General features: G+C 56.1%; 21 protein-coding genes. 12 read left to right on the forward strand and 9 right to left on the reverse strand.

All coding sequences use genetic code 11. The annotated features are described in order from the left end of the window. Positions 1–21: 21 nt before the first annotated feature. Entirely contained in the window at positions 22–231 is a 210-nt protein-coding gene (locus OHL20_RS01085; RefSeq protein WP_263381374.1) for a PDZ domain-containing protein, read from the forward strand. A 274-nt stretch (positions 232–505) separates the two neighbouring features. Here OHL20_RS01085 and OHL20_RS01090 read toward each other — a convergent pair whose 3' ends face one another. Continuing rightward, positions 506–640, reverse strand: coding sequence for a hypothetical protein (locus OHL20_RS01090; protein WP_263381375.1), 135 nt, complete (start codon positions 638–640; stop codon positions 506–508). A gap of 209 nt (positions 641–849) precedes the next feature. Here OHL20_RS01090 and OHL20_RS01095 point away from each other — a divergent pair, with 209 nt between their 5' ends. The 4 genes from OHL20_RS01095 (at position 850) to OHL20_RS01110 (ending at position 3,978) form a co-directional block, all read left to right on the forward strand. Then, positions 850–1,719, forward strand: a complete 870-nt coding sequence (locus tag OHL20_RS01095; protein ID WP_263381376.1) for a hypothetical protein — start codon at positions 850–852, stop codon at positions 1,717–1,719. 139 nt (positions 1,720–1,858) lie between these two features. Beyond that, on the forward strand, positions 1,859–2,206 hold the full coding sequence (locus tag OHL20_RS01100) for a hypothetical protein (RefSeq protein WP_263381377.1): 348 nt from the start codon (positions 1,859–1,861) through the stop codon (positions 2,204–2,206). A 747-nt stretch (positions 2,207–2,953) separates the two neighbouring features. Continuing rightward, complete coding sequence (locus OHL20_RS01105; protein ID WP_263381378.1) at positions 2,954–3,475, forward strand: Fic family protein; 522 nt, start codon at positions 2,954–2,956, stop codon at positions 3,473–3,475. An 83-nt stretch (positions 3,476–3,558) separates the two neighbouring features. Next, entirely contained in the window at positions 3,559–3,978 is a 420-nt protein-coding gene (locus tag OHL20_RS01110; RefSeq protein WP_263384921.1) for a Fic family protein, read from the forward strand. 190 nt (positions 3,979–4,168) lie between these two features. On the opposite strand, the gene OHL20_RS01115 is transcribed toward OHL20_RS01110, so the two are convergent. Further along, on the reverse strand, positions 4,169–4,387 hold the full coding sequence (locus OHL20_RS01115) for a hypothetical protein (RefSeq protein WP_263381379.1): 219 nt from the start codon (positions 4,385–4,387) through the stop codon (positions 4,169–4,171). A gap of 311 nt (positions 4,388–4,698) precedes the next feature. Here OHL20_RS01115 and OHL20_RS25115 point away from each other — a divergent pair, with 311 nt between their 5' ends. Continuing rightward, positions 4,699–5,115, forward strand: coding sequence for a DDE-type integrase/transposase/recombinase (locus OHL20_RS25115; RefSeq protein WP_396271451.1), 417 nt, complete (start codon positions 4,699–4,701; stop codon positions 5,113–5,115). Positions 5,116–5,583: 468 nt separating this feature from the next. Here the strand turns inward: OHL20_RS25115 and OHL20_RS25120 are convergent, their stop codons facing one another. After that, positions 5,584–6,069, reverse strand: a complete 486-nt coding sequence (locus tag OHL20_RS25120; RefSeq protein ID WP_396272522.1) for a LysR family transcriptional regulator — start codon at positions 6,067–6,069, stop codon at positions 5,584–5,586. Positions 6,070–6,397: 328 nt separating this feature from the next. Between OHL20_RS25120 and OHL20_RS01125 the strand changes: the two genes are divergently transcribed. Both OHL20_RS01125 and OHL20_RS01130 read left to right on the forward strand, forming a co-directional pair. Beyond that, positions 6,398–6,589, forward strand: coding sequence for a helix-turn-helix domain-containing protein (locus OHL20_RS01125; RefSeq protein WP_263381380.1), 192 nt, complete (start codon positions 6,398–6,400; stop codon positions 6,587–6,589). Positions 6,590–7,131: 542 nt separating this feature from the next. Beyond that, complete coding sequence (locus tag OHL20_RS01130; protein ID WP_263381381.1) at positions 7,132–7,572, forward strand: tyrosine-type recombinase/integrase; 441 nt, start codon at positions 7,132–7,134, stop codon at positions 7,570–7,572. A gap of 604 nt (positions 7,573–8,176) precedes the next feature. Here the strand turns inward: OHL20_RS01130 and OHL20_RS01135 are convergent. From OHL20_RS01135 to OHL20_RS01145, 3 genes are all read right to left on the reverse strand, one after another. Further along, entirely contained in the window at positions 8,177–8,896 is a 720-nt protein-coding gene (locus tag OHL20_RS01135) for a sensor histidine kinase (protein WP_263381382.1), read from the reverse strand. Positions 8,897–9,624: 728 nt separating this feature from the next. Next, on the reverse strand, positions 9,625–10,011 hold the full coding sequence (locus OHL20_RS01140; protein ID WP_263381383.1) for a response regulator: 387 nt from the start codon (positions 10,009–10,011) through the stop codon (positions 9,625–9,627). Then, on the reverse strand, positions 10,008–10,241 hold the full coding sequence (locus OHL20_RS01145) for a cold-shock protein (protein WP_263381384.1): 234 nt from the start codon (positions 10,239–10,241) through the stop codon (positions 10,008–10,010). Before OHL20_RS01145 ends, OHL20_RS01140 begins: the two co-directional genes overlap by 4 nt. A 278-nt stretch (positions 10,242–10,519) precedes the next feature. Here OHL20_RS01145 and OHL20_RS01150 point away from each other — a divergent pair, with 278 nt between their 5' ends. From OHL20_RS01150 to OHL20_RS01160, 3 genes are all read left to right on the forward strand, one after another. Continuing rightward, on the forward strand, positions 10,520–11,203 hold the full coding sequence (locus OHL20_RS01150) for a Crp/Fnr family transcriptional regulator (RefSeq protein WP_263381385.1): 684 nt from the start codon (positions 10,520–10,522) through the stop codon (positions 11,201–11,203). Positions 11,204–11,405: 202 nt separating this feature from the next. Beyond that, positions 11,406–11,855: a helix-turn-helix domain-containing protein gene (locus OHL20_RS01155; protein ID WP_263381386.1), complete on the forward strand. Its 450-nt coding sequence runs from the start codon at positions 11,406–11,408 to the stop codon at positions 11,853–11,855. 3 nt (positions 11,856–11,858) lie between these two features. Continuing rightward, positions 11,859–12,440, forward strand: coding sequence for a PIN domain-containing protein (locus tag OHL20_RS01160; protein WP_263384922.1), 582 nt, complete (start codon positions 11,859–11,861; stop codon positions 12,438–12,440). Here the strand turns inward: OHL20_RS01160 and OHL20_RS25125 are convergent. Further along, positions 12,433–12,810 (reverse strand): winged helix-turn-helix transcriptional regulator, encoded by a 378-nt coding sequence (locus OHL20_RS25125; protein ID WP_396271452.1) that lies wholly within the window; start codon positions 12,808–12,810, stop codon positions 12,433–12,435. The two genes, OHL20_RS01160 and OHL20_RS25125, sit on opposite strands and share 8 nt — an antisense overlap. A 768-nt stretch (positions 12,811–13,578) precedes the next feature. Here OHL20_RS25125 and OHL20_RS01170 point away from each other — a divergent pair. Continuing rightward, positions 13,579–14,523, forward strand: coding sequence for a hypothetical protein (locus OHL20_RS01170; RefSeq protein WP_263381388.1), 945 nt, complete (start codon positions 13,579–13,581; stop codon positions 14,521–14,523). A 214-nt stretch (positions 14,524–14,737) separates the two neighbouring features. Here the strand turns inward: OHL20_RS01170 and OHL20_RS01175 are convergent, their stop codons facing one another. Further along, complete coding sequence (locus OHL20_RS01175; RefSeq protein WP_263381389.1) at positions 14,738–17,944, reverse strand: DNA polymerase III subunit alpha; 3,207 nt, start codon at positions 17,942–17,944, stop codon at positions 14,738–14,740. Continuing rightward, positions 17,937–19,445: a DNA polymerase Y family protein gene (locus tag OHL20_RS01180; RefSeq protein ID WP_263381390.1), complete on the reverse strand. Its 1,509-nt coding sequence runs from the start codon at positions 19,443–19,445 to the stop codon at positions 17,937–17,939. The genes OHL20_RS01175 and OHL20_RS01180 overlap by 8 nt, the downstream gene beginning before the upstream one ends. Position 19,446: the final 1 nt, after the last annotated feature.

Consider the following 19,446-nt stretch of genomic DNA (forward strand, 5'->3'; position numbering starts at 1 on the left):
ATAGACTGCCGTCACCGCGCCATGTATCTCGAGAAGCTGCCAGACTGGGATCAGCCAGAACACTTCAGTCGAGCAGGATTTCTCTATGACGGACAGGACGACGGCGATCAGATCAAAACCGTCTTCCCCGGCGGGGCCGCAGAAGCTGCCGGTCTTAAAGCTGGTGACCTGATCACTGCGATCAACGGAGCGAAGCCAGCAGACGACCCAGACGACCCAGCATTCAATTAGTCTGCTGGTACTGCAGTGCACCTCGACGTCCGCCGTGACGGCATACAACGCGCTTATGAACTCACCCTTCGCGACGTTCTTTAGTCGACAGCAACTGAGGCTGGTCCCGAGAAATCGCAATAGCGGAAGTTAGGGATGGGCGACCCAATCACATCTGTCGGCTCGCACAAAGGAAGGTCGTCGCAACGATCTCAGGGTGGGCTCGAACCCAAGTCGTCAGCGTTCTAGATGCTCTTAGAAGAGCCTCGATATAGACCCAAAAAGCGAGTCAAGTCTAGACAGGCTCAATCATGGTCGTGTCCTCGATCCGAATACTGTTGTCCCCACTGAGAATCCACATCGTGCCTTGGTCTGTGTGCGTAACCAGACTGACGGTTCCAGGTAAGATCGTCTCGATTTGCTGCGTCACGCGAACTTCCTGTCCTACTCGATAGGTCGAAGTATCCATGGGTGATTGTAGCGACTGTCTTCCCTCTCCTGTCCATCTCGCCATGCAACGCTACAATCAGCTGCATGCAAAGAATGGCCCTGAACACCTGCCTTGCGTCCTTTCTATTCTGTATCGGCTCTTGCGTCGCTGCCCAAGCTCAGACCCCTAAGAATGCAGAGGGAGAATGGGTGGTCGGTTTTGGCGGTCGAACACTGATACTGCTTACGCTGAAGCCGACAGGCAATACCTCTCAGCCGTTTTCAGGATCCTTTGCACGGCCGCAGCATTTCCAGACAGCCGACTCGGTCTCGTACTCTCATATCAACGGGGACGTCGAAACCGAACCCATTACAGCTTCCGAGTGGAAGGACGGTTCACTTTCCCTCACCGTGGTGAACCCAGCAGATCCATCCGACAAAGATTCCTACCTCTTGAGTGTTCAAGATAACGACCACGCCCTAATGCAGCTCCTAGGAGTTCCGCTTCCCCCAATCAGTCTGGTGAGGTCAAGACGACCGGTTGTCGTCTCCACAGACTGGGCTCCCGATAGGACGTACTCTCCAGACGACGACGCTCCGTCGAATGCGGAGATGAGGGCCATTTTCGAAGAGGATCAAAAGGTTCGTCAACCTTCTTTTAAGATCGACTGGCCTGTGGTGGGCAAATCCGATGCCGAGCGTCGTCAGGCCACGTTCAAACTTCTCAGATCCGGCGCTCTTCATACTGGTGAAGACTTCACCTGGGCAGCCTTCCTGTTCCAGCATGGCTCCGGTCCCAACGACTACCTGCTCGCTCATACTCTCGCAATGATTGCAGTGAAGAAGGGCTACGGAGACGCGCTTTGGATCGCCACGGCAACGCTCGATCGCTATCTTCAGTCCATCAAACAGCCTCAGATCTACGGAACTCAGTTTCTGACCCCAAATGATCTCCCGACGACTCAGGATCCTTACGACCGCACGCTGATCTCAGACTCTCTTCGTCGACAACTGGGGGTTCCCTCGCTCTCTGCGCAACAAGAGCAGACGAAGCAATACGACGTCGAGCGCAAGAAATAGCGAAGCCTCCAGGGTGCGCTGACTCCTTCACTCGTCGGATCGGCTCTCTTTGCCACGTTGAGATCGTCTCAGAAGTCATGGTGATCGGTCGTATCCACCAGGCGACTTGGATTAACTATTTGCCTCACGGAGTGAATGAATGTCTTTGAACTACAGCATCATGGCGCAAAGCGCAGACGAGTTCCTGAGTTTTCACAGATCGCCGATCACCCACCTCTGGCAATGCATGCACAGTGGAGTAGCAACCACGCTGCTCGGTCATATCAGCATCTATGCAACACAAACCAAGGGGATTGACGGGCCGAATCTGCTTTACCTGAATCTTGTAGCGCTGGGAGTGTGGACAGCGATGTCGAAGGCGGGAACAGTGATCGGTCAGGTACATCGTCCCCCTCAGTCGGCGCGACTCATGCTAGGCATGCCGTTCCGAGGTCGATCCTGGAGTTCGTTGCGGCGGGCAGCGCAGCGACCGGTTGACTCTAAGTAAGCGCGCCCACTCTGCGTGGGACTCGATGAGGGATTCGGCCTGAGGTTGTGAATCGAGATCACCGCGGTGCCCCTATCGTCTTCGCGGCGGTCAGAAGGTAAGAAGCAAGGGTTTGATTTCGATTACTTCTACGGAACTGACAAGCGCTTGTCGGACCAGTCGATGACCAACTGTCTCTCAGCGAAATACCAGCGTTTTCTCCTGGCAAAGGAATTGGTCGTAATAACGAATACCTAGGGCCTGGCAGACTCGTTGATCGTTCTCCCCTGTAAATTGATGGACTAAGCACACTGTTCTCAGGAACTTTACGATCACCTTACAGATGCATGAGCAAAGTGACGCGGTGATCATTGGGATTGGTCAATCGGTTCGACCTATTGCATCGTCCATCAATTCACAGGGGAGACGAGCAACGCAAATGTCAAACTCTGTGAATCAGATACTATGACCAATTCCCACGGCAAGAGAACCGCTGGTACTTCGTAGAGAGAAAGCTGACTATCAATTGGTTCGATACTCGTTCCTCTTGCATAATATCCGGCTCAACGTCCTATGCGTCGCTCGAAGGGCTATCGCGCTATTGGACAGGTCTGATCGAGCGTCCGTTCAAAGCGTGAAATAAATTCATGCGTTCAGAGTGACATAAATCAACCGCCAATCTCTCATTCCACGGATGTCCGCGCAGTGTTGCTGGCGATTCGTGACGCTTTCGGGCTTCTTGCCCTACTCTTGGACGGAGGCCGCACCGTGATCGCGGGACGGCTCGCCGGAGCATTTCGCAACGTCGGGCGCGACCGGATCGCCGACGACATTGTGAAAACTATGTCCGCTGCGGGATATGCGGTCAGAGAGACAGACCCTTTTGCAGACCGGCCGCTGTTGGCCCAGCATGGTCGCGAAACCTCGCTTTATGTGAACCGGATTCGGCTGCTTTGGCAGGCGATGCGTCAGCCCGTGATCGATCGCTTTCCCGACGCTCCCGGCCTCCCTCAAGACGTCAAGGTCTATTTGAAGCGCATGAACGATGTCTACGTGACGGACGCCTACCACTCCCTTTCGATCGAGGGCTATCAAGTCACTCCTGAACTCATCGAACGGGTTCGCACAGGCTCATGGAACCCCGAGAGAAATGAGAGCGACCGTGGACAGCGGAATGCGATGGCAGCACGCGGATACTGGCTGGCGTTCCAATCAGTACAGAGAGCGGTAGAAAAGGTCCTGCGGGGTGAGAATCCCGGCCAAGTCGCCGATGACGCTCATGGGGCTTAGTATCGGGAGTTGTTTGCGCCGAGCGTCACGACGGGACTACTGAAGCCCTCCGACCTCGCCGGCTATCGCACCGGGCAGGTTACATCCGCAAGTCGATGCACGTTCCTCTGAATCCAGAGGCCGTTCGTGATGCAATGCCGACCCTATTCGACCTACTCCGCGAAGAGACGCACCCCGCGGTGCGCGTGGTATTGGGCCATTTCTTTTTCATATACATTCAACCGTACATGAACGGTAACGGGCGCATCGGACGGTTCCTCATGAATGTGATGATGGCTGCCGGCGGATACCCCAGGATTGTCATACCTGTCGGGGACCGAAGCCGCTATATGACCGCATTGGAGCGCGCCAGCGTGGGCACGGATATCGCACCATTCGCAGATTTCCTAGCTGGGCTTACGAGGCACGGCATTGCCGGAGACCTACCGCCGCGCATGCCCAACACGAAGCGCCTGGAAGCGCTCAACGAGCTGGCTGCCTATGACGAGGAGATCGGGATCTGAATCGTGTGGAGCGACCTGTGCATATGACGGCTTGCACAGCCTGTGGATGACTTTCGTCCTTATTCGCCTAGAGTTGGGCATGGGCGGTGAGCGAGGATCGACGGCGAGAATGAGGTTGGCTGGAAAGACCTGTTGCTTTTGCCGGGTTGACCTGCCTCCCCCATATCCGTGAAATGAAAGGGCTTGCGCTCTATGCGAACAGCAGAAGACCGCTCGCTCCGTCTATATGCGTTTCGAGCGGTGCATGTGGTGGCGCGTTACTATTCACGACTTGGCAGATCCGTCCAAGCAGTTTCGAGAGATTACGTTTGCCGATCCCGGCAAGATCGATGCTTTGATAGCCCGCACTCCAACCCGGATGATCTTGGAGGATCGCCAAGGGTTCTGTCGCAATAGCGCGATTTGCCATGCTTTGCATGGACGGCGAGGGGGGTGGAGAGCGATGCGACAGACGTTGAATCCAGAGGTGACAAAGGTCCTGAAGCGCTTGCACAATCCTCTGGACGTGATTCTGCTTTGAGTTCGCTGGTATAGCTCGTATCCGTTGAGTCTTCGGCACTTGGAGGAGATGGCCGAGCGCGGGACTTCCGTCGACCACTCGACCGTACATCGCTGGGCGATCAAATTGTTGCCGGTCCTGGAGAAGGCATTCCGGCGCTCCAGGCGCAAGGTCGGTAGAAGTTGGCGGATGGACGAGACATACATCAGGGTGAGGGGCGAGTGGAAGTATCTGTCCGCGCCGTCGACAAGGCAGGCGACACCGTCGATTTCTTGTTGCGGGCGCATCGCGACAAGGCCACGGCACGCAGGTTCTTCGAACGAGCAATCGAGCGGAGCGGCGCACCAGAGAAGGTGACCATCGACAAGAGCGGCTCGAATGTGGCGGCTCTCGAAGACATGAATGCCGGACGAAGGAAGCGGATCGTCGTGCGTCAGGTCAAGTACCTGAACACATCGTGGAGCAAGACCACCGTGCCATCAACCGTGAACCAGACCAATGCTCGGCTTCAAGGATTTTCGCTGCGCCGCATCCTTCTCTCCGGCATCAGAGTTATGCACATGATCAGGAAAGGGCAGATGAAACACGGAGGCAAAGGACGAGCCCCCGCGCAGCAGTTCTACTCCTTGGCAGCATAAGCATCCCGACCACATCGGCTTTTGATCGTTCAAGCATCCTTATTGCGACAGAACCGTTTTGAGGGATAGGTAGCGATATCCAAGCCGTACAAGATGGAGGATGCAGGGTATTTTGATCCTTGAATCTTCGCCAAAAAACCATCGTTACTGACCTTTCCGTGCCATTCGTTCAACTCTTTACGCATGACGGTGATCACGACTTGGCGGGGTCAGCGTCGCGTATTTGAGAGCGGCAGCGCCTAACTCGGTCACGGCTCCCTGCGATTCCGTTTCGGGAGTAAGTTCAAACGGCGTGAGCGTAAGCACCCGCCGGGCTCCCCTGAGCTCCCAATTATCCTTGCAACGATTTTAGAGCGTTCTGCTACGAAGCTTTCTCTGTGAGCACACTCGCCTGATCTGGTGCGGTTGAAGTGGTAGAAACCGGTCTCCGAGCGGCGATTCACAACCTAAATTTCGATTCCGAAGCCTTCACGATGATGATCGAGCGATAATCCCCGATTTCGAGGGCCGCCAAGAGACTCTGCCAAAACTGGGCTGGCAATGAGGCGCCTTGGGAGGCTCAAGGCGGTGGTTTTTGTTATTTCCGAGCCGGGACGATCTCGTTGTAGGCCGTAAGCGCTTGGTCGATGAGGATGTGATTGATGAATGGCGAGTAGCCAAGCCTAAGCGGCCATTCCATCGTAGAATGTTTCGCGAGGACGCCTTCTTTGCGTCGCGGCGCAAGTGGAGCAGATATCTTGCGTACACGAGCAAATTAGGGCCAGGTTCTGTGAGCGCCGACCCGGATCGACCGCGATGAAGAACCCTGTGACCTACCCACGCTTCGAGTTTTTTGATCTGGCCGCTCAGTGCGGGTTGTGAGATGGGGAGTTTCTCGGCCGCTTTGCGGAAACTGCAGTCCTCTGCGATGGCGACGAACGATTCGTAAAGGCGGAAATCGGGACCCAGTTCCATTACGCACCAACCTAAATTGCTCTGTTCGGCGCGCCGTAGAGTGTACGGTCTGCTGATGCTCTGAAACGTAAGTTTCTCAAACCGCAAGGCTCGTTGCCTAATTCGAGTCCCGGCCAGTTTTCCAGACAACCATTTTGAATAAAGTTCAATACTCAAAAAGATTCTCACATCGGATCGCCCGATAAAGAATCACGATTGGACGGAGGGAGCTTTGAGACTCCTTCTGGTGACATCTTGCCTGATGGCGGCTTTTACCGCTGTCAGCGAACTCCAGGAGTTCCAATGTCAGACCAAGCTGTGACCCAACGCAAGCCGCCCCGCTCAGAAAATGATTTTTCCCGAACCCCTTCTTGATAGCGACGAAGCAGCGGCTTTCATCCGCATCCATCCGAAGACTCTCCAGCGGTTCGCGCGCGAAGGCCAGATCCAAGGCATTCACATCGGCAAGCTGTGGCAGTTTCGCCAGTCGGCGCTGGAGAGGTGGATCGAACGCCAGACGGTCACAAAAGCCCGTGCTTAGGTGTGCAAAACCAGTCCAACCTCTGCCCCAGAAAGGTTATGTTGGTAGCAGCCATCAGTTGCCGCCTGGGATTGGAGAATAGATGTCAAGGCGAACACGGTATCAACAAGGAAGCGTGCACCGCGAAAAGCGGCGTAGCGGGCCGGATGTTTGGATCTTCCGGTGGCGTGAGCCTGGACCAGATGGAGTCAGTAAGCAGCGAAAAGCCATCGTGGGTTCGGTCAACACGCTACCTACAGAAGCATCGGCCTCAAAGCAGCTCATGCACTGCGCATCGACGCAAACCAACGAACCCCGCAGGCGGAAGGCGCGCCGGAGACGATCTCGCAACTGATCGAACACTACGGACTTAGAGAGCTCGCTGCTGACAATCAGAGTCGCAGGCGTTTTCAACCCGATCCGGCTACGAATGCTATCTGACGGGATGGATTCTGCCACGCTGGGGAAATCACCGCCTAGACCAGATCAAACCAGTCGCAGTTGAAGAGTGGTTGAACGGCATCAAGCGGGCTAGAGGTACGAAGGCCAAGATTCGGAATCTGATGAGCGCCATATTCCATCACGCAATGCGGTACGAGTGGACTGATCGCAATCCGATCAAACTCCTGCGTCAAAGCGCGAAGCGGGAGAAGGTGCCCGATGTTCTCGAACTTGCGGAGCTCCAGCTACTCCTCAGCAAGTTGTCGGTCAGGGAGCGCACTTTGGCATTGCTCGACGCGGCAACGGGTCTGAGAGTCAGCGAACTGCTCGCGCTCCGCTGGCAGGACGTTGATTTTGAAAACCTGGAGTTGAAGGCCACGCGGTCCATCTGGCATCAGGTGGTCGGCGACTGCAAGACGGAGGCGTCTGTCAAGCCTGTTTCCAATGGACAGTTACATGGCGGAGGACCTTCTGCGCTGGCGTCGTCAGAGCCCGTACCCGATGGCCGAGGATTGGGTCTTCGCAAGTCCGACCGTCGGCGGCAAGCAGCCGTACTGGCCTGACAACCTCATAGAGCGCTACATCAAGCCGGTCGCACGCAAGGCCGGCAACACCTAGAATATCGGTTGGCGTACCTTCCGCCATTCCTTCGGCACATTGCTGAAGGCGAATGGGGAAGACGTGAAGACCGTTCAGGAGCTTTTGTGGCACGCGAATAGTCGAATCACGCTCGACGTTTGCACGCAGGCCGTGAACTCGAACAAGCGAGCCGCACAGAGCAAGGTTGTAAGGATGATGGTCTCGAATGTGGGCACAATTTCAGTGCCCGTGGGCACAATCGACTATGGACCTATTGCAGTAAACGCACGGTAGGAGCGTATTGTGCCCGTATCGTGCCAAGATTTCATTGTCACTGTCGGTTGTCCATAGCTTCTAAGTCTTTTAGAATCTATGGCGGGGACGACGGGGCTCGAACCCGCGACCTCTGCCGTGACAGTGAACCGGACAACTGTAACTTGTTGAAACAATGCGTAACGGATGGCCCGTTTTAGCGCTATTGGGAACAGCAAGGAACAGTTATTGGACCCTTATCGGACCCTCGATTGAAGACCAACGACCTCTGCCCAAAATTCTGACCCACCTCTGGGCAGAAGTCCAGCCGACCTCCTAGCGTAGGGGTAACGAGATCTTAAAGGCTGTGCCGCTTTTGCCAGGGCGTACGCTGCTCCGCACTCGAATCCGGCCGTCATGACGCTCAATAATGCGCTTCGAAAGCGCCAGGCCCAGACCGGTTCCCTTGTCCGTCTTCGTGGTGAAGAACGGCTGGAACAAGGCTCCCTGATGCTCACTCGCAATGCCATGACCGTTATCGGCAATCACGAAATCGATCTGGTCGTTTCTCTTCCGGATTCTCAGACGAAGAATTCCTTCAGCCGGCAGCGCGTCCAAAGCGTTCACGATGAGGTTCGAGACGACCTGCAGCATTTCCCCTGTGAAGACCTTTGCGATCGCGCCTTCGGGCAAATCTTTCACCAGATGGATCCGCTTTTCTTCGATCGTTCGTTGGTGAATGCGGATGGCGGCTTCGGCGACAGTGACTAGATCAACAGAGCGAGGCTTCTCCATCTGCTGCGAGAATCCGAGGGTTTGCTTAGCGATGTGACCCAAATTCTCCATCTGCTCCTCGGCCAGGAGCAGATACTTCCGAACTTGAACGGGGTCGTCAGCCTCTTGCAATGCCAGGTAGTTCAAGTGACCGAGAGCTTCCAAAGGATTCTTGACTTCGTGCATGACTTCTAAGGCAAGGCGGCCAGCGACAGCCCGCTCCTCAGCTTTTCGCAAAGCCTCTGTCGCGATGGCGAGCCGCGTCTCAGAAACCTGGAGCATTTCTTGGGCTATCTCAAGTTCTGATTGTCCGTCTGGTTGATCTTCCGCGCCCATCGTGGTCTCCAAATCATTTGCTCTGGAGAGAACGCGCTGATCGGCGTTTCGACCGGGGGATACCCACAGACCAGGTGGCTCCGTCAGGCTGACCGGCACCAAACCAACTACTTGGATGCATTAGGGATTCGTCGTGCTGCCTTCAGGTACAACTGACGGTGGTGTGCTGATCACCCGAACTTCTATCGTCCGGAGGCAGAGGGAATGTTTTGGAGCAGATTCTGGACCGTCTCCACAAGCCTTCGAGGACCGTCGAAAGCACTCAATACTGCTTCATGCGCCCTCTCGGAACAAGGAGAATTGCCTGCGGTGAGCACGAGACATCGGATCACCGGGTGTCTGCTTTCAGCGAATTCGATCGCGGCCTCACACTTTTCTGACGATAGGGAGTGACAGATCACCAGCAAGGAAATGCTCCGGCCCAGTAATATCTCTTGAAAATCTGAAGTCTCACGAGCGGAGAAGACCGTATAACCGGCTTTTTCTAAAACCATCGTGCGAGTCCCGAGCAAAACGTCATCACTGCCGTAAACAACAATGCAGGCGGACGCGGTTGATGCAGATTCCGAATTCAAAGATTCTCCAATCGCTCATGCAAACACTGATTTGGCTAGTCCAAATAATCGACCAAATTTTCAGCCCTGGTGTCCTAGCGTCTTGGCTCCGATGATGGTCTATGGCAGGCAGACATTCCGGGCCCTAATCTGCTGAAGCAGAACTGACGGGTGGACTGGCTTCGCAAGTAGTTGAAAGCTATGTCCTTGCTCGCGGGCCTCTTTGAGCAGATCCAAAGTATCGGCTGCGCCGGAGAAGAGCAGAATCCTACAGCGCGGACAACGCTCTTGCATTCTGATAGCCAGCTCAATTCCCGAAAGCTGCGGCATCATTACATCCGAGATGAGCCAGTCTGGTACCTCGTCTCCCGCCGCTTCAAGCGCGTCCCAAGGATTCACAAAGGAAGAGCTCGAGAAACCCTCTATTTTGATTATCGCGGCCAACGTCTCGGCGATGATTCTCTCGTCATCGACCACGAAAAACGTGATTTCCGATGCCTTTTTCATGACTTCGCCCCCTCAAGAGCGCCGGAAACGAGCGTTACCTGATCAGCCTGCGGACCCTTCTCCCCTTGAATCACGTCGAACTCCACCGGGTCACCCTCTTTCAAGGTCTTGTACCCGTCACGTTGAATCGAACTATAGTGGACAAAAACGTCGCTGCCACTATCGCGTCCCAGAAAGCCAAAGCCCTTCGCGTTGTTGAACCACTTCACCGTTCCTGCAAACTGTGCCATCGCGTTCCTCCGTTCGTCCATCGGCATTCTGGCGTTTCCTCATTCAGACCTCGCTTCTTCAACGCGGTCAAAGATCCAACGATATAGGGCGACATTCCGATCAACGGCTCTGTAGAAGATTAGGTCTTCCGCTAACTCTTTGTATGTTCGATATCGCGTTTAGCGCATTCGAATGTCGCGACTACACTGCGGCTCGCACTGCATTCCGCATCAGATATATTGAGGTTCAATAAGTGAAGAAAAAGGCGCAAAACGTTTCAAAATATCAAAATACTCTTTTGAAAACCTTTGACAGCGAACTGATTGGCCGTCTTCAGTTGACGCGTGTTGTGCTTGAATCTGGACACAAGATTGAGCAGCCGGGCGAGCCCATCCGCTACTTGTACTTCTTGGAAAGCGGGATGGCTTCGATGACGACTACTTTTCCCGATGGAGCTGAAGTTGAGGTCGGAATGTTTGGCTATGAATCCGTGATTGGCGTGTCGGCGCTGATGGGCACTATTCAGAGCTTGAATCATGTGTACACGCAAGTTGCGGGGGTCGGATACCGGTGCAGCTATGCGAATGCTCTCAAAGAGTTCGACCGTTTTGGGGTGTTCCACAACCTCTGCCTGCGTTACGTTCAGGCTCAACTCATACAGTCGTCCCAGTCTGCGGGCTGCGCTTCGAGGCATAACTATGAGCAGAGGCTCTCGCGATGGCTCTTGATCACAGCGGATCGAACCCACTTCGACACGTTCAAAATGTCACAAGAGTTTCTCTCCCACATGCTCGGTAGCACCCGGTCCACGGTATCAGTGGTCGCAGGAACTCTGAAGAAGGAGGGTCTAATCGACTACAAGAGAGGCGTGATCAGCATACTGGATCGAAAAGGACTCGAAGCGCGATCGTGCGTATGCTATCGGATCATCACGGAATACCTGGCAAACTACGAGAAGTTCGATACCGCGCACACGGCTTGAATTGTCTTGTATGGGGCATTTGCCCGAACGCTGCAGGAGTGGATTGTTGCGGGACAAAGGGTACCGCTTAGCCCCCAGGTTGTCAGCCTATGTAGGCACTAAGTTTCTGGCGGGTAGGCGTAAGTGTCCGGGCCTTCTGTTGCGAATGCTTCGATTGGTTGCGTTTGCGTCGAATGGTGCGATAATGAGGTGAGGTCAGATCATGCCCGAATCCCATTTGACTCAAACTTTGCCCACGCGGGATGAGGCCAAACAAGCCGAGGAAACGAGCCGGGTCCTGTCTTCCCGACTCCGCTCGAAGACCCCTCTTCGACTTCGTGTGGTCGGTGCCCCGGAAGACGAGACGGTCGTCATCCCAGCTTCCGCCGCAAAGATGCTTGTCGGAATCCTGGATGAGATGGGTCGCGGAAACACCGTCACCGTAATTCCCGTCCACGCGGAATTGACGACGCAGGAAGCTGCAGACATGCTGAGCATCTCGCGGCCCTCTCTCATTCAACTGCTCGACGGAGGAATGATCGAGTACAGGAAGGTTGGCACTCATCGCCGGGTGCGATTTGAGTCCCTGATAGCACACAAGCGGCGAGTCCACGCGGAGCGCCTCGCGGCCCTCAACGAACTGGCTGCCTATGACCAGGAGATCGGAATCTGATTGGTGGCGACATTCGGGGCCTTCTTCGACGCAAACGTGCTCTACCCTTCCGGGCTGCGCAACTTCCTCATGCATCTGGCATTGACGGGTATCTTCCGTGCTCATTGGTCTGCCCAAGTTCACGAGGAATGGATGCGCAGTCTCCTCAAGAACCGGCCTGACCTTAGCCGCGGCAATCTGGAACGTACCCGGCAGCTCATGGAGCAGGCACTGCCGGACGCGCTGGTGACTGGATACGAGCACCTCATCGACTCTATTGAGCTGCCGGATCGCGACGACCGGCACGTTCTAGCCGCAGCTGTTCGCTGCGGTGCCAGTGTGATCGTGACCCTTAATCTCGGGGACTTTCCGAGTGAATCCCTCGCCAACTTTAATGTCGAAGCGCAGCATCCCGATGATTTTGTGATAGCCGTGCTGGACGCTTTTCCAGAACTCGTGCTGGAGGCTGCGAGGAATCATCGCGCCAGTCTCAAGAGTCCTTCAAAGACGCCCGACGAATACCTTGCTGAACTCGACGCGCAGGGCTTGGGAAAGACCGTGATCGCACTTCGCGAAATCATTGACGAGCGGACTGCGGTCATTTAACGCGGCGCAACAGGTCTTCCTCTGGGACACCTCTTGCAGGCTTGGCTGGCGGCAAAGAGAGCGAATGCCCGAACTCGGCCAAGTGATCCAGCATGGAATGAAGCGCGGGCCGCATCTCGTCTCTAAAGTCATACTCGACATGCGGAACAGAGCCGCCAAGGTCCCTGCGAATGACAAGTCCGGCCTCTTCAAGCTCTCTTAGGTTCTCTGTCAGCACCTTCTTCGAGGCCTTCGGTAATTCGCGCACAAGTTGACCGAGTCGAACGGGTCGGGACCGGATGGCACAAAGAATGTGCATCTTCCACTTCCCTTGGACGAGATGAACGGTCTCCGTACACGAGTGACAATATTCCTCTGCGCTGTGGCCCATGTTTTACTCCCGCGCCGGCGTCGTCTCAGAAATCCCCTGTATCCGCGCCGTGCCTCTGCACTGTTAGACGCCACTTGGCACACTGAGAGTCAGAGCGTCCGAACCCTTCGGTAATGGATGGGCGTTTCAGTAAGGAAATTGGCTGCCGTCCGTTCAAAAGGCGGCCAGTCCCCGGTGTGTTCGGCGCGTTGCTGGCGTCGAGTTCTAATGCTCGATCAGAAATTGCCAACTCGGAGGGGATGTTCGATGATGGAGTTGGGACGGTGACGCGCCGTCCTGGGGTGTGGAAACCCCTAACAGAGTAATCGCGCTTTCAGGAGCGCGAGAGATTCCCTTGCCTTTGCGGTCGGGGAGCCTGCGACGTATGTCCAGGCCCCTAAAGCTAAAGGTCACAGGAACCGTACTCTGTTCGGTTTTCCAACTCCCCGATCACGGGTTTATAGGGCAGTTTGCGGGGGCGTACCGCAGACGTTTCCCTGAGTGAGTTGGATGAGTCGCTACTGAGTCGTGACGCTAGACAACCGGAGCTTCCTCGGTCCGTACCGGATCAACGAATCTTTGTTTTTTTGTTGTCGCGATAAAGACACTCTTCCGATACGCTGATACGCGGACGGCTATGAGGCTTGGAAAATGACGGGTGACCACGTCCTGGACTTTCACCAGAACGCTGAAGGAACGCTCCTGCTCCCCCACCAATGCCGCGTCTCCATTTCCTGCTATGACTCAAAGGAAGTTGAGCACGGAATTGCCTCGTTTATCGAAGAGTCGTTGTACGCCCTTGCGCTTACCGGGATGGACCTGCGTGCTCTGGATGGTGTGACGGTTGCGCTCGATGCGCGGCAGACCGCATGTCAATTACAGAATCTGCCGGACGGAATCGTTCCGCTGGAGATGAGCGATCAACCCGAGACGATGGAACTTGCCCGCACCGTAGCTGTGAACCGTGGAGATGAATTTCGGTTCCACATCGTGCTGCGCTCTGGCTTGGGTTTGATGACGCTGTCCTCGAAGTCCGAAGAGCAGGCATTAGCCTGCGGATGCATCGCCCACGAAGCAGCTCATGTCGAACATGAGGGGCATCTATACAGGACCTTTCCGGAAATTTACGGGCATACGCTGGAATGTGGCGATCGCTCCCGGCAAACCTTTATCAAGGCGCTCGATGTCTGGAGTGAGTATGCCGCTTGCCGGTCTTCCGCCCAATATCGAACGGAAGCATTAGAAGACTTTGACAGGGCCTTTTGTCAGTCGCTTGAAGAAAGTCGCAGGGCATCCCAAAGGTGGATCGAAATTTATCGAGACGGCGGGAAAGCGATCGACGCCTTTCAGGAGATTCAACAAGTTTTTGGAGACGCCTTCATCTGCGCGGGCTACCTCCTCGGGCACCTTCACGGATTAGAGCTCAATGGAGCAGAACAAGCACCTATGGCTAAGGTGTTGCTTTCGCAGAACCCGCAGGTAGCGGAATTGATGGTGAGATTGGGACGCGCGCTCCATCAACTCTATCTTTCGGAGTTAGCTTGGCATTCCATCGAAGTCTTTGCGCCAATCTACGATCTTCTATGCGAGATGATGGCGCTACATGGAATGGCATTCGCAAGGCATGGCGACGAATGGCGAGTCGTGATGAGCGACGAATCGGTTGGAAGTCCGGCCTTAAGGGATTTTCTCGTGTCCAAGGCGAAAGGGTCTAAACCCTGCAAAGACTACTGACGAATTATGCCTCGTCTCTTAAGGAACGCTCGATCTCTTCCCACACGATCCGAACGAACTCAACGCTGTCCCTCACCTGCTCTCGAAGTGGAACGGTGTTTGCACTCAGGTACTTTGCCTGCCGCAGTCGGAACGCGGCTATTCGACAGGCATTCTCCAGCCACCAATCTTTCGGCGGCTGGGAGTCACCCGGCGATGTCATGTGTTCGCTCATTTAATGAAAGTCATGCGACTGAGTTGGCGCTGCGGTGACACTCAACGCTTCGATATGTTTGGCTCGGATGTGGATGACCTTATCGACGTTTTGCAGCATGCCTTCGACCAAGAGGAATCGGGCATACGTCACCAGTGAACGCTTCTGCTCGTATAGCTCGGGATCGATGATCGCATTCGATATGCCAGTCTCATCCTCGATGGACAGGAAGATGAAGCCGTGGGCTGTGCCAGGGCGCTGTCTGGCAATGACGCAGCCGGCGATGCGGGCTTTGACTCCGTGGCGAAGCATACGGAGATCCTCGGCGCGGCAAACGTTCATGCTCCGCAGTTGCTCGCGACAATGAGCCATTGGATGACGGCCTACCGTGATGCCGGTCCCGGCGTAGTCGGCAACCATGCGCTCCTCGGGATTCATGGCCTGCAATGGCGAAGTCTGGTCCTCGTCCTGATCCAACGACTCCAAGAGCGGCCCTGCCTGCCGTCCTGCTCTCTGGACTTGCCAAAGCGCATCACGACGATGCGAACCTTCGCCAATCGAGTTCAGCGCACCAACTTCGGCGAGTGTGGCAAGGTCAGCGCGGGAGAGCAGAGGCACCCGACGCGCGAGTTCTTCGATAGAAGCGAAGGCTCGTTGCTCCCTTGCAGCCTCAAGCTCTACGGCGGCGGTCTCTCGAAGGCCACGGGCAAAGCGAAGGCCGAGACGCAGCGAAAGCGAACCGTCTTCTTCGCGCTCTAACGTACATGGCCAACTCGACCGCATCACGTCGATGGGTCGCACCCGAAGGCCGTGACGCTGCGCGTCTTTGACGAGCACGGCAGCGGAGTAGAAGCCCATAGGCTGGTTATTAAGGATCGCGGCGGTGAAGGCCCCGAGGTAGTGAAACTTCAGCCATGCACTCGCATAGGCGATAAGGGCGAAGCTGGCCGCGTGAGACTCCGGGAAGCCATAAAGCGCGAAAGAGCTGATCGACTGGATGATCTCCTCCTGGGCTGGAAGTCCGACCTGATTCTTATTCATGCCGTCACGGAGCTTGATCTCCAAAGCCCGCATCTTGTCGGCTGATCGGCGGCTTCCAAGGGCGCGGCGCAACTCCTCGGCCTCGCCTCCAGTAAAGTCCGCGATGGTCATGGCGATACGGAGCAACTGTTCCTGAAAAAGTGGAACGCCGAGAGTCCGGCGAAGCACCGGCTCTAAAAGCGGATGCGGATAGGTGATCTCCTGCCTTCCCTGACGCCGCTCCATATAGGGGTTCATCATCTTGCCGACGATGGGGCCTGGGCGGATGATTGCGACCTGCACCACGAGGTCGTAGAACTTGTCAGGATTGTTGCGAGGGAGCGAGGCCATCTGCGCTCGCGATTCGACTTGAAACAATCCGATGGTGTCGGCCTTACGGAGCGATGCGTACACCTGCCGGTCGTCGTGAGGTATCTGTGCGATGTCTACGGCCTTGCCGTAGTGCTGCGGAATGAGATTGGTGCAGTCCTTGAGGACTGCCATCATGCCAAGGCCAAGCAGGTCTACCTTGATGAGGCCCATATCGCTGACATCTTCCTTGTCCCACTGGATGACGTTGCGACCGGGCATACTCGCCGGTTCGATGGGAACAACGGAAGCCAGTTGGCCCTGCGCGATAATCATGCCGCCTGAGTGTTGCCCCAGATGGCGCGGCAAGTCGAGCATCCGAATCGAAAGCTCTAGATATTTGGCGATGCGAGGATGCGCGAGGTCGAATCCGGCAACGCGGAACTGCTCCTGCATCGTGTCGGTCGCGCCCTTCCACTCCCACGCACTGACGAGCCGGGTAAGGCGGGTCAGCGTGGCCTCATCGAAGCCCAGCGATTTTCCAACCTCGCGAGCCGCCGACTTGCCGCGATAGGTGATGACGTTCGCACACATCGCGGCTCCCAACTGGCCGTACCGGGTATAAACATACTGGATCGCCTTCTCGCGGTCTTCCCCCGAAGGAAGATCCAAGTCGATGTCTGGCCACTCTCCGCGCACCTCGGACAGGAAACGCTCGAAGAGCAGCTCCATTCCTACCGGATCAACTGCGGTGATGCCGAGTGCGTAGCAGACAGCGGAGTTGGCGGCGGAGCCTCGGCCTTGTACAAGGATGCCGTTCTTCCGGCAAAACTCAACGATGTCCCACACGATGAGGAAATATCCAGCGAGCCCCAGCTTGGCGATGAGCGCAAGCTCTTTCTCAACCTGCTTCTCTGCGCGCTTGCGAAGGCTGGCGCTGCTCTTTGCGCCGTAGCGCTTGAGCGCTCCCTCCATCGTCCTCTTGTAGAGGAAGCTATCCATCGTCTCGTCGCCGACTGGGTAGAGCGGGAACTGGTATCCCATGTCCTTCATCTCGAACTGGAGGCGGGACGACAGCTCGCGTGTCTCGGCGATGGCCTGGGGAATGTCTTTGTAAAGCGCGGCCATTTCCTGCGCTGACCGGAGATAACGGTTTGCGTTGTGCTGCAAGAGCAGACCGGCCGCGTCAAGCGATGTGTGATGGCGAATAGTAGTCAACACATCAAGTACCTCTCGCTCTAAAGCGGTCGCCATGTTGACGCCGTTCGTCGCAAGAATGGGAAGACGAAACTCGTACGAGAGGGAGACTGCGGCTTCGTTGCGGGCTTCCTGTTCGCGGATGCGGTGGCGTTGGAGTTCGACGTACACGTTGTTCGGGCCGAAGGTCTGAACGAGTGAGCGTAGCAGGCGCCGTCCTTCATCCATGCCACCTCTTTCGAGTGCGGCGGCAAGCGGTCCTTCATCGCCGCCGGTCAAACAAACCAATCCCTCACACCGCTCCTTGACCTCACGAAGCGTGGCAACGCCCTCCCCCTTCGTCTTCTGCCTGAGCTTGTACCCGGTGATGAGCTGCGAGAGATTGCGATAGCCTGTCTGCGATTCGCAGAGAAGGCTAAGCCGCACTGGTCTTTGAGGAATCGTATGCGGTTGCCACTCTGCCGGTTGCACCTGCAAACCAAGATCGCTAACGGATATCTCAGCTCCGACGTGAGAGCGCAGCCCCAACTTCTTCGCGGTGGTGTAAAGACGTGGCGCTCCGTAGAGGCCGTCGCGGTCGAGGATGCCGAGGGCAGGCATTCCAAGATTGGCGGCCTGCTCTACCAAAGCCTCGGGGAGCGAAGCTCCTTCAAGGAAGGAGAAAGCAGAGCGGGCGTGGAACTCAACATAGTGCTCAGTCATACACACCTGCGATAGTCCACGCCTTCGGTGCGCGTTCATAACGAAGGCGGAGGGCGTAGAGGGGCTGCACAACGACGGCATCCCATTCGTCAGCTTCCCATGTTCGACCATCCCACCAATAACCGCTCGACTGCCAAGGGCCTTTAACTTCGGCAAGGTCTAGTCGTCCGCCCTGCCAGAAAAGAAGTGACGGCGTTCCGTTCTTCAACGACACCCGGACGGGCTGGGCCGGACGGAACCTGCGAAGCGCAAGACATGACGGCTTCGACACGGACGCGCCCGGAGTGAGGACACTGGGACGAAACGATGTCATTGTGACTTCATCGTCACGATGACTGTTTCTTAGTTCCGGTGTGCCTACATTGTGGTCGCCGGCAATCGAGCGGAGTCTTGCGAGGAGGATGTCGAGCTTGTCCGGCTCTGGAAACTGGGCTTGGAAAAGGCCGCGCTGTGCTGTCTGCGGACGCGCGGCTTCTGCCGTGAGCGTCACGCCAAGGATGGCCGCCGACGGCGGGTGGCTTTGCAAGTCCAGATTGAGCAGCTTGAGCAACAAGTCGCGGTTCTGCGTAGCGATTGCGGGACGGATGTGCCGCTCGTAGGCTGGGGCTTTCTCCAGTTGCAAGCCAAGGGTCAGACTTCTCAGCGCATAGGCACGTTCGATGGCGCGGCGCATGATGCGTTCCAACATCGGCGAGGCGACAAAGAGCAGCGAGTCCAGTAGGACGAGCGGCGTATCGAGTGTCACGGTCTCGGAGAGAACAAGATCTGCCTCTTCCGGTACAAGCAGATGATCTTCTGTGCCACGAGCGAGACGCTGCAGGCGTCTCGCTTGCTGTCCGATGCGACTGATGAGCGAAGTCTCGGGGAGTGCCGCAAGCTCTCCAAGCGTCCGCACTCCCCACCTGCCAAACACAGTCAAAGTGGCTTCATCGCAGCGGAGCAATGAGATGGGCAGTGGAGCAAGCCTCTTTGCCAGTTCGTTTGTCTGGACGCAAATCACTCCAGTATGCGAACGAGCGAGTAGCAGACTTGCTTCCGCGTTCGAGCAAGTGGCTACGCTGCAAGGAAAACTTGCCGCATCAAACTCACACTTCAGCTTTCGGGCGTACTGTTCTGCGGTGCCGAACAATGTCTCGGTGCCAGTGCGATCTATCAGGAGCGAGACAGATAACGAATGGGCCTGAGCGTAGCTGTTGAGCGGTCCTGACAGAGCTTCAATTCGTGGGGAGAACCGCTCGGCGATCTCCAACACGTCCTCAAACGATATGGTCTCTTCCGCGATAGAACGATTACGGAAGATTAATGATCCAATGGCCTCGGCCTGAACCTTGCTCATGCCGCGCGAGACGCCTTGGTTTCTCGCTGAGCGATTGATGGAGACAACACGCTGGAGTGGCGTCATGCCCTCGGTTACGGCGAGGGCATGGGAGCGGGCGGCGGCATCCGATCGCAGCCATGCAACGACAGGAAACTCCGGGATGTGGATCGCGGCATATTCCATC

Origin of the sequence: Granulicella arctica (assembly GCF_025685605.1) — a bacterium.
Taxonomy (GTDB): Bacteria; Acidobacteriota; Terriglobia; order Terriglobales; family Acidobacteriaceae; genus Edaphobacter; species Edaphobacter arcticus.